This is a genomic window from Staphylococcus argenteus, from assembly GCF_000236925.1.
Classification (GTDB): domain Bacteria; phylum Bacillota; class Bacilli; order Staphylococcales; family Staphylococcaceae; genus Staphylococcus; species Staphylococcus argenteus.
Genome location: NC_016941.1, coordinates 1985461 through 1997989, shown reverse-complemented (window position 1 = coordinate 1997989; position 12529 = coordinate 1985461). Strand labels below are relative to the sequence as shown.

The following is a 12529-nucleotide window of genomic DNA, read 5'->3' as shown; positions in this document are numbered from 1 at the left end:
TGGAATGATGCCGAAATATCGAGTATGGGACACCGAAACAAAAAAGATATGTGAGGTTGTAGCGTTAGATCTTCACAATAGCGAAGTAAGTTATTCAACAAAAGAAAATGAATACGGCAAGGTTATAAAGGAGTTTATAAAGACTGAGAAAATGGCAGATGTAGAACTTATGCAGTCAATAGGTATAAATCTGTGTGGAAGAGAATTATACGAGGGCGATATATTAAAAGTCGTATCAACGAAACTGTGGGGCATCGAACGGGACAAAACTTATATTTATTTAGATGCTACAGGTGTAGTCACTCGCGACCATATTGGCACTATGATTGGCGACGTACAGCTAATGAGAGTTTTTGATGCTGAAGAAGTTCGTGAAATGCCAACTATTGAATACCTAGGCAATAAGTTTGAAAATCCGGAGTTACTGGAGGAGATAGAATGAACTATGAAACAGGGTTCCAACTAGGTGTAATGGAAGCTAGGTTGAAGGATATGAGAAAACAACGTGATGCGTACAAGAAGCAACGTGATGAACTTATCGTGGATATAGGTAAGTTAAGAGAAAAGCAAAAAGCATTTGATGAGATAGATAATCTGATTTATGAAGTATTCGAAATGATGAATTGCTTTAAATGCAGTTTTATCAATGAAAATAAAGAGCTTATCCTCGATGGAGAATCAAATATTTTCTTTTCACTAAAAGATTGCGCTAACAAATTAGATTTAGTTGTTAAATTTATTCATTGGGTTAGCAGATGTTGTATTGAAAATATATCTCCTAAATGAACACAGGTATTTTTACAAGCAGGTTTCGAACAGTATATTGGCAAACATTTAACAGAAAAGGATTACGAATACATGTATAGATGCTTTGGCAACGGATTAAATAGTGATGGCGCATATAGTTATGCCAGAAGATTATTAAATATTCCGGAGGGGATAGAATGACACGACCTACTAGAGAGGAATTGTTAAGTTACTTTAAAAAATATGGAGTAGAGAGAGTAGACTCTATTACTGACGACGAAAGTGCAATACATCATTTTAGAACTAAGGCATTTTACTATAGAGAAGAAAACAAAAAACTTTCTGAAAATATCAAAAAACTAGAAAAACGCAACAAAGAGCTGGAGAACATGTGGCGCACGCTTAAAAATGAATTGTTTGGAAGATACGAATTTTACCGTTTTAGACTTAGCGAACTACAGATTGAGAGCAGAGCGAACAAGGCAGTAGCTATATATAGAGGAGCTGAAAGCAACTTAAATGTTATATTGTGCCGAATGGACAAACTAGACGGAACAAATGAGTTTAACGAATTTTTAGATCAATTGGAGGATGACACTAATGAATAATCGCGAACAAATCGAACAGTCTGTTATAAGTGCTAGTGCGTATAACGGCAATGACACAGAGGGATTGCTAAAAGAGATTGAGGACGTTTATAAGCATAAAGATATGTGGGAAAAACTTAAAAAAGACTATTTAGAAACTTATATCCAATATAGAAATGACGAAAACAGAAATATTATAGGAGAACAGCATATATTAAGTTTCATATATGCAATGGATTTATTTGATGGTAATAAAGATGCAGAGAATATGTTCAAGAAATTGGAGCGTGCTAAATATGTAGTTTATGCAAAAGGCTCATTTGTGCAAGACGTTCATTTAAGTGGAGGTACTAAACAAGGAACTTTTTGGGCTAGTTATACCCCAAAAGAAGATGCAACTATTTTAAACACATGGATTACTGACGATATTAACAAAGCTAGAGCTGTAGCGCTTTTAGTTGGTGGCAACACAATGCAATGGGAGGAGCAGGAAAATGACTAACATCCTACAAGTGAAACTATTATCAGAACATGCTAGAATGCCCGAGCGAAATCATAAGACGGATGCAGGTTATGACATATTCTCAGCTGAAACTGTCGTACTCGAGCCACAAGAAAAGGCAGTGATTAAAACAGATGTAGCCGTAAGCATACCAGAGGGTTATGTCGGACTATTAACCAGCCGTAGTGGTGTAAGTAGTAAAACACATTTAGTTATTGAAACTGGCAAGATAGACGCCGGTTATCAAGGTAATTTAGGAATTAATATTAAGAATGATGAAGAACGTGATGGAATACCCTTTTTATATGATGATATAGACGCTGAATTAGAAGATGGATTAATAAGCATTTTAGATATAAAAGGTAACTATGTACAAGATGGAAGAGGCATAAGAAGAGTTTACCAAATCAACAAAGGCGACAAACTAGCTCAATTGGTTATCGTGCCTATATGGACACCGGAACTAAAGCAAGTGGAGGAATTCGAAAGTGTTTCAGAACGTGGAGCAAAAGGCTTCGGAAGTAGCGGAGTGTAAAGACATCTTAGATCGAGTCAAGGAGGTTTTGGGGAAGTGACACAATACTTAGTCACAACATTCAAAGATTCAACAGGACGACCACATGAACATATTACTGTGGCTAGAGATAATCAGACGTTTACAGTTATTGAGGCAGAGAGTAAAGAAGAAGCTGAGCGCAAATACGAGGCACAAGTTAAGATAAGGAGAGATGGAGATGCCAAAGAAAACGGTAACGATTGATGTAGATGAAAACTTATTAGTAGTAGCTAGTAATGAAATATCAGAACTATTATATGAATATGACAGTGAGTTAATGTCAGCTGATGAAGATGGCGATAATAGAGATATCGAAGAAAAAAGAGACGCATTAAAACAAGCTATACAAATTATCGATAAATTAACATGGGGTGTTTAGTGGTGGTTAAAGAAATTTTGAGACTATTATTCTTACTAGCAATGTATGAGCTAGGTAAGTATGTAACTGAGCAAGTATATATTATGATGACGGCTAATGATGATGTAGAAGCGCCGAGTGATTACGTCTTTCGAGCGGAGGTAAGTGAGTGATGTGGATTACTATGACTATTGTATTTGCTATATTGCTATTAGTTTGTATCAGTATTAATAGTGATCGTGCAAGAGAGATACAAGCACTCAGATATATGAATGATTATCTACTTGATGAAGTAGTTAAAACTAAAGGATACAACGGGTTAGAAGAATACAGGATTGAATTGAAGCGAATGAATAACGATATTAAAAAGTAATTTATATTATCGGAGGTATTGCATTGAATGATAAAGATTGAGAAACATGATATCAAAAAGCTTGAAGAATACATTCAGCACATCGATAACTATCGAAGAGAGTTGAAGATGCGAGAATATGAATTACTTGAAAGTCATGAACCAGATAATGCAGGAGCTAGCAAAAGTAATTTGCCAGGTAATCCGATTGAACGATGTGCAATAAAGAAGTTTAGTGATAACAGATACAATACATTAAGAAATATAGTTAATGGTGTAGATAGACTGATAGATGAGAGCGATGAGGATACGCTTGAGTTATTAAGGTTTAGATATTGGGATTGTCCTATTGGTTGTTATGAGTGGGAAGATATCGCGCATTACTTTGGTACAAGTAAGACAAGTATATTGCGTAGAAGAAATGCACTGATCGATAAGTTAGCGAAGTATATTGGTTATGTGTAGCGGACTTTCACCCTATGTAAGTCCGCATTAAAACAGTTTATTATGTTAGTATCAGATTAATATTTAAAGTTATTAAATGCTAATACAACGCATGAACAAGAGGCGCATCACTATGTGATGTGTCTTTTTATTTATGAGGTATGAACATGTTCAAACTAATTGTAAATACATTACTACACATCAAGTATAGATGCGTCTTGATACTACTTAAGTTATATAAGGTGAAACATTATGATGACTAAAGACGAACGTATACGATTCTATAAGTCTAAAGAATGGCAAACAACAAGAAAAAGAGTGCTAGAAAGAGATAATTATGAATGTCAACAATGTAAGCGAGACGGCAAGTTAACGACATATGACAAAAGCAAGCGTAAGTCGTTGGATGTAGATCATATATTATCGCTAGAACATCATCCGGAGTTTGCTCATGACTTAAACAATTTAGAAACACTGTGTATTAAATGTCACAACAAAAAAGAAAAGAGATTTATAAAAAAAGAAAATAAATGGAAAGATGAAAAATGGTAAATACCCCCGGGTCAAAAAAATCGAAAGTGATCAAAACGCTTGGGGAACGGGGAGGGGCTCGACTTCGCGATAATTTTAAAAATCCATGTATAACCCCCCTCTTATAACCATTTTAAGGCAGGTGATGAAATGGAGATTATAGTTGATGAAAACTTAGTGCTTAAAGAAAAAGAAAGGCTGCAAGTATTATATAAAGACATACCTAGCAATAAATTAAAAGTAGTTGATGGTTTAATTATTCAAGCAGCAAGGCTACGTGTAATGCTTGATTACATGTGGGAAGACATAAAAGAAAAAGGTGACTATGATTTATTTACTCAATCTGAAAAGGCGCCACCATATGAAAGAGAAAGACCAGTAGCCAAATTATTTAATGCTAGAGATGCAGCCTATCAAAAAATAATCAAACAATTATCGGATTTATTGCCCGAAGAGAAAGAAGATACAGAAACACCATCTGATGATTACCTATGATTAGTAATAAATACGTTGATGAATATATAAATTTGTGGAAACAAGGAAATATAATTTTAAATAAAGAAAGAATTGATCTATTTAATTATCTACAAACACATATATATTCACGAAATGATGTATATTTTGATGAACAGAAAATCGAGGATTGTATCAAATTTATTGAAAAATGGTATTTTCCAACATTACCATTTCAAAGGTTTATCATAGCTAATATATTTCTTATAGATAAAAATACAGATGAAGCTTTCTTTACAGAATTTGCTATTTTCATGGGACGTGGAGGCGGGAAAAACGGTTTAATAAGTGCAATTAGTGATTTCCTTTCTACGCCCCTACATGGAGTTAAAGAATATCACATCTCTATTGTTTCCAATAGTGAAGAACAAGCAAAAACATCGTTTGATGAAATCAGAAACGTTTTAATGGAAAACAAACGAAATAAGACGGGTAAAACGCCAAAAGCTCCTTATGAAGTTAGTCAAACAAAAATAATAAACCGTGCAACTAAATCAGTTATTCGTTATAACACATCAAACACAAAAACCAAAGATGGTGGACGTGAGGGGTGTGTTATTTTTGATGAAATTCATTATTTCTTTGGTCCTGAAATGGTAAACGTTAAACGTGGTGGACTAGGTAAAAAGAAAAACCGACGAACATTTTATATTAGCACTGATGGCTTCGTTAGAGATGGTTATATCGATTCAATGAAGCGCAAAATTGCGAGTGTATTAAGTGGCAAAGTTAAAAATAGCAGGTTATTCCCTTTTTATTGTAAGTTAGATGATCCAAAAGAAGTTGATGACAGAAATATGTGGGAAAAGGCAAACCCAATGTTACATAAACCGTTGTCAGAATACGCTAAAACACTGCTAAGTACTATTGAAGAAGAATATAACGATTTACCATTCAACCGTTCAAATAAGCCCGAATTCATAACTAAGCGAATGAATTTGCCTGAAGTTGATCTTGAAAAAGTCATAGCCCCATGGAAAGAAATACTAGCGACTAATAGAGAGATACCAAATTTAGATAACCAAATGTGTATAGGTGGTTTAGACTTTGCAAATATCCGAGATTTCGCAAGTGTAGGGCTACTGTTCCGAAAGAACGACGATTATATTTGGTTAGGACATTCTTTTGTAAGACAAGGGTTTTTGGATGATGTCAAATTAGAGCCCCCTATTAAAGAATGGGAAAAAATGGGGTTACTGACGATTGTCGATGATGATGTTATTGAAATTGAATATATTGTTGATTGGTTTTTAAAAGCTAAGGAAAAATATGGACTTGAGAAAGTTGTGGCTGATAACTATAGAACTGACATTGTAAGGCGTGCATTTGAAGCGGCAGGCATCGAATTAGATGTTATAAGAAACCCAAAAGCAATACACGGCTTATTAGCCCCTCGAATAGATACAATATTTGCTAAACATAATGTGATATATGGAGATGATCCATTAATGCGTTGGTTTACAAATAATGTTGCTGTAAAAATCAAGCCGGATGGAAATAAAGAGTATATCAAAAAAGATGAAGTCAGACGTAAAACGGATGGATTTATGGCATTTGTTCATGCGTTATATAGAGCGGATGAAATTATTGAGTCAAATCTTGATGATGAACTTGAATTTTTAAATAGTTTGGATTTTTAGAAAGGAGGTGCAAAATGGGAATCTTAGGAAAAATTTTTAATCGTCGCGAAGATTTAAAGTGGATGTTTGACTATGACGTAATCGAAGATTTATCTAATCAAGCATATGTTAAAAGATTAGCACTAGATAGTTGTATAGAATTTTTAGCAAAGGCAGTAGCACAAAGTCAATTCAAAGTATTAAAAGGTTATAAATCGCAAATGAATGACACATATTACAAATTGAATGTTAAACCTAACACAGACATGTCTAGTGATACATTTTGGCAACATGTCATGTATAAATTGATTTACGACAATGAAGTTCTAATCATTGTATCAGACAAAAAAGAATTATTGATTGCTGATAGCTTTTACCGCAAAGAATACGCTTTATATGATGATATTTTCGAAAGTGTTGAAGTAAAAGAATATACATTTAACCGTTCTTTTAAAATGGATGAAGTTATTTATTTGAAATTTAACAACAATCAAATCATGCATTTAGTCGAATCATTATTTGAAGATTACGGAAAAATATTCGGACGAATGATTGACGCACAAATGAAAAATTATCAAATACGAGGCATAGTCAAAACAGAAAGTAGCTCTATGGAAAAAGGACAACGAGAGCTAATGAATGCTTTTATGAAAAAGATGTTTAAGTCATTTAGTGAGAATCAAATTGCAATAGCTCCGTTAACTAAAGGTTTTGATTATGAAGAACTTTCAAACGGTAAATCAAACAATATGGCATTTAATGAAATGTCAGACTTATTAAAAGATGCAATTAAAAATGTTGCGCTGATTATCGGCATTCCACCAGGTCTTATTTATGGTGAAACAGCAGATCTTGAAAAGAATATGAAGATTTTTGAAAAGTTTTGCTTAAATCCATTACTTAAGAAAATTGAAAACGAATTGAATGCAAAGCTATACAACCGAAAAGAATATTTAGAAGGTAATCGAGTTGTAGTAATTGGTGTTAATAAAAAATCGCCACTTGAACATTCAGAAGCAATTGACAAGCTTGTAAGCAGTGGTTCATTTACACGTAATGAAGTAAGAATAATGTTAGGTGAAGAACCGTCTGACAATCCTGAATTAGACGAATATCTAGTGACGAAGAACTACGAAAAAGCAAACGAAAATGGTAGTACATTGAAAGGTGGTGATGAAAAATGAAGATAAACGTTAAAGGTGCAATTATTCCAAATGATGACAAATGGATTTATGAAATGTTAGAAATGGATGCTACTTCTCCAAAAGACATTGCTGATTCACTTCCTGATACTAATGAAGATATTGACGTTATTATCAACAGTGGTGGCGGTGATGTATATAGTGGTAGCGAAATTTACACATCATTAAAAACGTATCCTGGTAAAGTTAACATTAAAATTGTTGGTGTTGCAGCAAGTGCCGCCTCAGTAATTGCTATGGCGGGTGATCATATTGAAATAAGTCCGACAGCACAAATAATGATTCATAATGCTTGGACGATGGCAATGGGTGACATAAACGAAATGCAGAAAACAGTTGATATGTTAGATGGTGTAAACAGAGGTATTGCTAATGCATACATCAATAAAACCGGTAAAACAGAAGATGAAATATTAAGTCTTATGAACAAAGAAACTTGGTTCAACGCACAAGACGCAGTTGAACACGGATTTGCTGACAGTAAGATGTTTGATGAAGCAGCACCGCGGTTGGTTGCTAATTCAGGACAAATGCTATCAGATGATGTAATAAATCGTGTTACTGCACTTGTAAGTAAAACACCAGAAATGAAAATCGATATTGACGCTATAGCAAATAAGGTAATTGAAAAAATGAATAATACAAATGAGAAACCTAAAAACACTGTTAACGAAAGTGGTTTTAATAGGTTTCTTTTTTAATGCAAAAAATGGGAGGTCATAAAATGACAGTTAAATTAAGTGATGATTTTAAAAATGCTCGTACAGAGTTTTTAGAAGCAGTAAAAAATGGTGAGTCTCAAGAAGTACAAGGTCAGTTATATTCTGATATGATTAACGAATTATTTGAAGAAGCTAGAGCACAAGCTAAAGCTGAAGCAGAAGGAATTTTAAATATGCCGAATGCCGATAAAAAGTTGAATGCTGAACAACGCAAGTTTTTCAATGAAATTAATAAAGAAGTCGGTTACAAAGAAGAGAAACTAATCCCGCAAGAAACAATTGATCGTATTTTTGAAGATTTAACAACGGCACATCCGTTATTACAAGTCATTGGGTTGAAAAATGTTGGATTACGTTTGAAATTCTTAAAATCTGAAACTAAAGGCCAAGCTGTTTGGGGTAAAATTCACGGCGAAATTAAAGGCCAGTTAGATGCAGCATTTAGTGAAGAAGAAGCAATTCAAAACAAGTTGACTGCTTTTGTTGTAATTCCAAAAGATTTAAAAGACTTTGGTCCTGCATGGATTGAATCATTCGTGAAAATTCAAATTGAAGAAGCTTTTGCAGTTGCATTAGAAGCAGCATTTTTAAATGGAACAGGTAAAGATCAACCAATTGGTTTGATTCGACAAGTTCAAGAGGGTGTGTCTGTTTCAGGTGGCGAATATCCTAAAAAGGATATTACATCTACATTATCTTTTAAAGACCCTAAAACTACAGTTTTAGAGTTGACGAAAGTATATAAACACCATTCAATAAATGAAAAGGGCAAAGCAGTTGCAGTTAAAGGTAAAGTGCACATGGTTGTTAATCCTAGTGATGCTTTTGATATTCAAGCACAATACACACACCTAAATGCTCAAGGTGTATATGTTACTGCATTACCATTTAACTTGAATATTGTTGAGTCACTAGCACAAGTTTCTGGAGAAGTAACTACATTTGTAGAAGGTCGTTATCATGCATACTTAGGTGGAGGAATTAACATCAAGAAGTTTGATCAAACGCTAGCTTTGGAAGATTTAGAGCTATACACTGCAAAGCAATTTGCTTATGGTAAAGCTTTTGATAACAAAGCTGCAGCAGTTCACAAATTGGCGTTAGCAACATCTGAGCCTGTCGATAGTGGCGAAACATTATAAACATAAAGAGGTGATAAGATGAGCGAAGTAATGAAACATGCTGTAGTCAGACCCTATACAGATATCGCTCATAAATATCATAAATACAACATCTATGATATTTATCCGGCTAAGGGATACGAGGAGACTCGAATTGACTTGTTAACTAATAACGAAGTCAATAAATACAATCAGGTTTATATCAAAGCTTTAGACAAATTTTCTAAAAATGAACTATTAGAAATTGCAGAAAGAAATAAAGTGGAAATACCTAAAAGCGCATTGAAAAATGAAATTATTGATTTATTGAATGCGTAGGTGATTTCATGGATGAACTTGTTCAAGATTTTAAAGATATGGAAAAAATTGACCATACAAGTGAAGACAGTTATATTGAAAAACTTTTGAAAAGATCTTACGAAAAGTTACAAAGAGATTATGGCAAGTTTGATATCGATAAAAACTTGATTGGTAGAGAATTGGTATTAAATCGTGCCCGTTACGCTTATCAAGATCTACTAGAATACTTTAATGAAAACTATAGAGTTGATTTAATCGACTTTGGCATTAGCCTTGTGGAGGTTGAGGACGATGAGGAAACCATTTAAAAAACCTAAAATAACGACGAGACGACTAAAAACACGTGTTCACTTTTATAAGTACATTGAAAATGATGGTCCTGAAGCTGGAGAAAGCGAAGAAAAACTTTTGTATAGTTGTTGGGCTAGCGTTGATGGTGTTTGGTTGCGCGAATTAGAGCAAGCTATTGCAAATGGAACGCATAACGACGTCAAGTTATACATTCGTGATCCGCAAGGTGATTATTTACCCAGTGAAGAACATTATCTTGAAATTGAATCAAGATATTTCAAAAATCGTTTGAATATTAAGCAAGTATCACCAGATTTGGATAATAAAGACTTTATTATGATTCGTGGAGGATATAGTTCATGAGTGTGAAAGTGATAGGTGATAAAGCATTAGAAAGAGAATTAGAAAAACGTTTTGGCATAAAAGAGATGGTAAAAGTTCAAGATAAGGCGTTAATAGCTGGTGCTAAGGTAATTGTTGAAGAAGTAAAAAAACAACTAAAGCCCTCAAAAGATACGGGAGCATTAATTAATGAGGTAAGTTTTAGTAAACCTGAATGGATAAACGGAAAACGTACAATTACTGTTCATTGGCGAGGTTCTAAAGACCGTTATAAAATCGTACATTTAATTGAATATGGACACGTTCAAAAAGAAACAGGTAAATTTATCAAACCTAAAGCTATGGGCGGTGTTAATAGAGCAATAAGACAAGGGCAAAATAAGTATTTTGAGACGCTAAAAAGGGAGTTGAAAAAATTGTGATTGATATTTTGTACAAAGTTCATGAAGTGATTAGTCAAGACAGAATTATTAGAGAGCACGTAAATATCAATAATATTAAGTTCAATAAATACCCTAATGTAAAAGATACTGATGTACCTTTTATTGTTATTGACGATATCGACGACCCAATACCTACAACTTATACTGACGGAGATGAGTGTGCATATAGTTATATTGTCCAAATAGATGTTTTTGTTAAGTACAATGATGAATATAATGCGAGAATCATAAGAAATAAGATATCTAATCGCATTCAAAAGTTATTATGGTCTGAACTAAAAATGGGAAATGTTTCAAATGGAAAACTGGAATATATAGAAGAATTTAAAACATATAGAAGCTCTCGCGTTTACGAGGGCATTTTTTATAAGGAGGAAAATTAAATGGCAGTAAAACATGCAAGTGCGCCAAAGGCGTATATTAACATTACTGATTTAGGTTTCGCTAAATTAACGAAAGAAGGCGCGGAATTAAAATATAGTGATATTACAAAAACAAGAGGATTACAAAAAATTGGTGTTGAAACTGGTGGAGAACTAAAAACAGCTTATGCTGATGGCGGTCCAATTGAATCAGGGAATACAGACGGAGAAGGTAAAATCTCATTACAAATGCATGCGTTCCCTAAAGAGATTCGCAAAATTGTTTTTAATGAAGATTATGATGAAGATGGCGTTTACGAAGAGAAACAAGGTAAACAAAACAATTACGTAGCTGTATGGTTCAGACAAGAGCGTAGAGACGGTACATTTAGAACAGTTTTATTACCTAAAGTTATGTTTACAAATCCTAAAATCGATGGAGAAACGGCTGAGAAAGATTGGGATTTCTCAAGTGAAGAGGTTGAAGGTGAGGCACTTTTCCCTTTAGTTGATAATAAAAAGTCTGTACGTAAATATATCTTTGACTCAGCTAACATGACAAATCATGGTGGCGACGGTGAAAAAGGCGAAGAGGCTTTCTTAAAGAAAATTTTAGGCGAAGAATATACTGGAAACGTGACAGAGGATAACGAAGAAACTTTGTAACGAAACCGGCTTCATCGGAAACTGCGGTAAAGTCGGTTAATATACCAGATAGCATTAAAACACTTAAAGTTGGCGACACATACGATTTAAATGTTGTAGTAGAGCCATCTAATCAAAGTAAGTTATTGAAATACACAACAGATCAAACGAATATTGTATCAATCAATAGAGATGGTCAAGTTACTGCGGAAGCACAAGGCATTGCTACGGTTAAAGCAACAGTTGGTAATATGAGTGACACTATAACAATAAATGTAGAAGCATAAGAGGGGGCAACCCCTCTATTTTATTTGAAAATAAGGAGAGTATTATAAAATGGCAAAATTAAAACGTAACATTATTCAATTAGTAGAAGACCCGAAAGCAAATGAAATTAAATTACAAACGTACTTAACACCACACTTCATTTCATTTGAAATTGTATACGAAGCAATGGATTTAATCGATGATATTGAGGACGAAAATAGCACGATGAAACCAAGAGAAATCGCTGACAGATTGATGGATATGGTTGTAAAAATTTACGATAACCAATTCACAGTTAAAGACTTAAAAGAACGTATGCATGCACCTGATGGAATGAATGCACTTCGTGAACAAGTAATTTTCATTACTCAAGGTCAGCAAACTGAGGAAACTAGAAATTTTATCCAGAACATGAAATAAAGCCTGAAGATTTAACATATAAAGCAATGTTGAAAAATATGGATACTCTCATGATGGACTTAATTGAAAATGGTAAAGACGCTAACGAAGTTTTAAAAATGCCATTTCATTATGTACTTTCCATATATCAAAATAAAAACAATGACATTTCTGAAGAAAAAGCAGAGGCTTTAATTGATGCATTTTAACCTTAACCGTTTGGTTA

Annotated in this window: 24 protein-coding genes and 1 pseudogene; all 25 read left to right on the top strand. The window is 33.8% G+C overall.

The annotated features are described in order from the left end of the window. Positions 1 to 7: 7 nt before the first annotated feature. The 25 genes and pseudogenes from SAMSHR1132_RS09690 (at position 8) to gpGT (ending at position 12512) form a co-directional block, all read left to right on the top strand. Positions 8 to 442, top strand: coding sequence for a YopX family protein (locus SAMSHR1132_RS09690; RefSeq protein ID WP_001127465.1), 435 nt, complete (start codon positions 8 to 10; stop codon positions 440 to 442). Beyond that, positions 439 to 786, top strand: coding sequence for a hypothetical protein (locus SAMSHR1132_RS13580; RefSeq protein ID WP_001105606.1), 348 nt, complete (start codon positions 439 to 441; stop codon positions 784 to 786). The genes SAMSHR1132_RS09690 and SAMSHR1132_RS13580 overlap by 4 nt, the downstream gene beginning before the upstream one ends. Positions 787 to 944: 158 nt before the next feature. Further along, complete coding sequence (locus SAMSHR1132_RS09680; protein ID WP_000197966.1) at positions 945 to 1355, top strand: hypothetical protein; 411 nt, start codon at positions 945 to 947, stop codon at positions 1353 to 1355. Further along, positions 1348 to 1473 (top strand): annotated as a pseudogene (gene higB / locus SAMSHR1132_RS14245) (type II toxin-antitoxin system toxin HigB); the annotation flags it as partial. The gene SAMSHR1132_RS09680 and the pseudogene higB, both read left to right, overlap by 8 nt. A gap of 355 nt (positions 1474 to 1828) precedes the next feature. Beyond that, positions 1829 to 2371 carry a dUTP diphosphatase gene (locus tag SAMSHR1132_RS09670; protein WP_000181814.1) on the top strand — a complete coding sequence of 181 codons (543 nt, stop codon included), beginning with the start codon at positions 1829 to 1831 and terminating at the stop codon, positions 2369 to 2371. Positions 2372 to 2407: 36 nt separating this feature from the next. Next, the gene (locus tag SAMSHR1132_RS09665; protein ID WP_000195837.1) at positions 2408 to 2596 is read left to right on the top strand and encodes a DUF1381 domain-containing protein; all 189 of its coding nucleotides are present in this window, start codon (positions 2408 to 2410) and stop codon (positions 2594 to 2596) included. Continuing rightward, positions 2571 to 2771, top strand: a complete 201-nt coding sequence (locus tag SAMSHR1132_RS09660) for a hypothetical protein (protein WP_001125015.1) — start codon at positions 2571 to 2573, stop codon at positions 2769 to 2771. The genes SAMSHR1132_RS09665 and SAMSHR1132_RS09660 overlap by 26 nt, the downstream gene beginning before the upstream one ends. Positions 2772 to 2773: 2 nt before the next feature. Next, positions 2774 to 2923 (top strand): transcriptional activator RinB, encoded by a 150-nt coding sequence (gene rinB / locus SAMSHR1132_RS09655; protein ID WP_000237868.1) that lies wholly within the window; start codon positions 2774 to 2776, stop codon positions 2921 to 2923. Then, on the top strand, positions 2923 to 3123 hold the full coding sequence (locus SAMSHR1132_RS09650; RefSeq protein ID WP_000265041.1) for a DUF1514 family protein: 201 nt from the start codon (positions 2923 to 2925) through the stop codon (positions 3121 to 3123). Before rinB ends, SAMSHR1132_RS09650 begins: the two co-directional genes overlap by 1 nt. 27 nt (positions 3124 to 3150) lie before the next feature. Then, positions 3151 to 3567 (top strand): hypothetical protein, encoded by a 417-nt coding sequence (locus tag SAMSHR1132_RS09645; protein WP_000590126.1) that lies wholly within the window; start codon positions 3151 to 3153, stop codon positions 3565 to 3567. Between the two features lie 231 nt (positions 3568 to 3798). After that, positions 3799 to 4098, top strand: coding sequence for an HNH endonuclease (locus SAMSHR1132_RS09640; protein WP_000988336.1), 300 nt, complete (start codon positions 3799 to 3801; stop codon positions 4096 to 4098). Positions 4099 to 4227: 129 nt separating this feature from the next. Beyond that, positions 4228 to 4572 carry a hypothetical protein gene (locus tag SAMSHR1132_RS09635; RefSeq protein WP_000402904.1) on the top strand — a complete coding sequence of 115 codons (345 nt, stop codon included), beginning with the start codon at positions 4228 to 4230 and terminating at the stop codon, positions 4570 to 4572. Next, positions 4569 to 6230 (top strand): terminase large subunit, encoded by a 1662-nt coding sequence (locus SAMSHR1132_RS09630; protein WP_000625099.1) that lies wholly within the window; start codon positions 4569 to 4571, stop codon positions 6228 to 6230. The genes SAMSHR1132_RS09635 and SAMSHR1132_RS09630 overlap by 4 nt, the downstream gene beginning before the upstream one ends. Before the next feature lie 14 nt (positions 6231 to 6244). Then, positions 6245 to 7393 carry a phage portal protein gene (locus SAMSHR1132_RS09625; protein ID WP_000511812.1) on the top strand — a complete coding sequence of 383 codons (1149 nt, stop codon included), beginning with the start codon at positions 6245 to 6247 and terminating at the stop codon, positions 7391 to 7393. Then, positions 7390 to 8112: a head maturation protease, ClpP-related gene (locus SAMSHR1132_RS09620; RefSeq protein WP_000700968.1), complete on the top strand. Its 723-nt coding sequence runs from the start codon at positions 7390 to 7392 to the stop codon at positions 8110 to 8112. The genes SAMSHR1132_RS09625 and SAMSHR1132_RS09620 overlap by 4 nt, the downstream gene beginning before the upstream one ends. 23 nt (positions 8113 to 8135) lie before the next feature. Further along, complete coding sequence (locus SAMSHR1132_RS09615; protein ID WP_000216654.1) at positions 8136 to 9275, top strand: phage major capsid protein; 1140 nt, start codon at positions 8136 to 8138, stop codon at positions 9273 to 9275. Between the two features lie 18 nt (positions 9276 to 9293). Further along, positions 9294 to 9572: a hypothetical protein gene (locus SAMSHR1132_RS09610; protein ID WP_000005716.1), complete on the top strand. Its 279-nt coding sequence runs from the start codon at positions 9294 to 9296 to the stop codon at positions 9570 to 9572. An 8-nt stretch (positions 9573 to 9580) separates the two neighbouring features. After that, a complete protein-coding gene (locus tag SAMSHR1132_RS09605; protein WP_000344038.1) occupies positions 9581 to 9862 on the top strand; it encodes a phage head-tail adapter protein in 282 nt (93 codons plus the stop codon). Further along, complete coding sequence (locus tag SAMSHR1132_RS09600) at positions 9846 to 10208, top strand: head-tail adaptor protein (protein WP_001231000.1); 363 nt, start codon at positions 9846 to 9848, stop codon at positions 10206 to 10208. The genes SAMSHR1132_RS09605 and SAMSHR1132_RS09600 overlap by 17 nt, the downstream gene beginning before the upstream one ends. Next, the gene (locus SAMSHR1132_RS09595; protein ID WP_000114225.1) at positions 10205 to 10609 is read left to right on the top strand and encodes an HK97 gp10 family phage protein; all 405 of its coding nucleotides are present in this window, start codon (positions 10205 to 10207) and stop codon (positions 10607 to 10609) included. The genes SAMSHR1132_RS09600 and SAMSHR1132_RS09595 overlap by 4 nt, the downstream gene beginning before the upstream one ends. Continuing rightward, on the top strand, positions 10606 to 11013 hold the full coding sequence (locus SAMSHR1132_RS09590; protein WP_000565495.1) for a hypothetical protein: 408 nt from the start codon (positions 10606 to 10608) through the stop codon (positions 11011 to 11013). The genes SAMSHR1132_RS09595 and SAMSHR1132_RS09590 overlap by 4 nt, the downstream gene beginning before the upstream one ends. Further along, positions 11014 to 11658: a major tail protein gene (locus SAMSHR1132_RS09585; RefSeq protein ID WP_000268732.1), complete on the top strand. Its 645-nt coding sequence runs from the start codon at positions 11014 to 11016 to the stop codon at positions 11656 to 11658. It begins immediately after the preceding gene. A 41-nt stretch (positions 11659 to 11699) separates the two neighbouring features. Then, positions 11700 to 11924, top strand: coding sequence for an Ig-like domain-containing protein (locus SAMSHR1132_RS13875; protein WP_072050172.1), 225 nt, complete (start codon positions 11700 to 11702; stop codon positions 11922 to 11924). A gap of 49 nt (positions 11925 to 11973) precedes the next feature. Beyond that, positions 11974 to 12324: a phage tail assembly chaperone G gene (gene gpG / locus SAMSHR1132_RS09580; RefSeq protein ID WP_001096355.1), complete on the top strand. Its 351-nt coding sequence runs from the start codon at positions 11974 to 11976 to the stop codon at positions 12322 to 12324. Between the two features lie 50 nt (positions 12325 to 12374). Further along, positions 12375 to 12512 (top strand): phage tail assembly chaperone GT, encoded by a 138-nt coding sequence (gene gpGT / locus SAMSHR1132_RS14130; protein ID WP_001549167.1) that lies wholly within the window; start codon positions 12375 to 12377, stop codon positions 12510 to 12512. Positions 12513 to 12529: the final 17 nt, after the last annotated feature.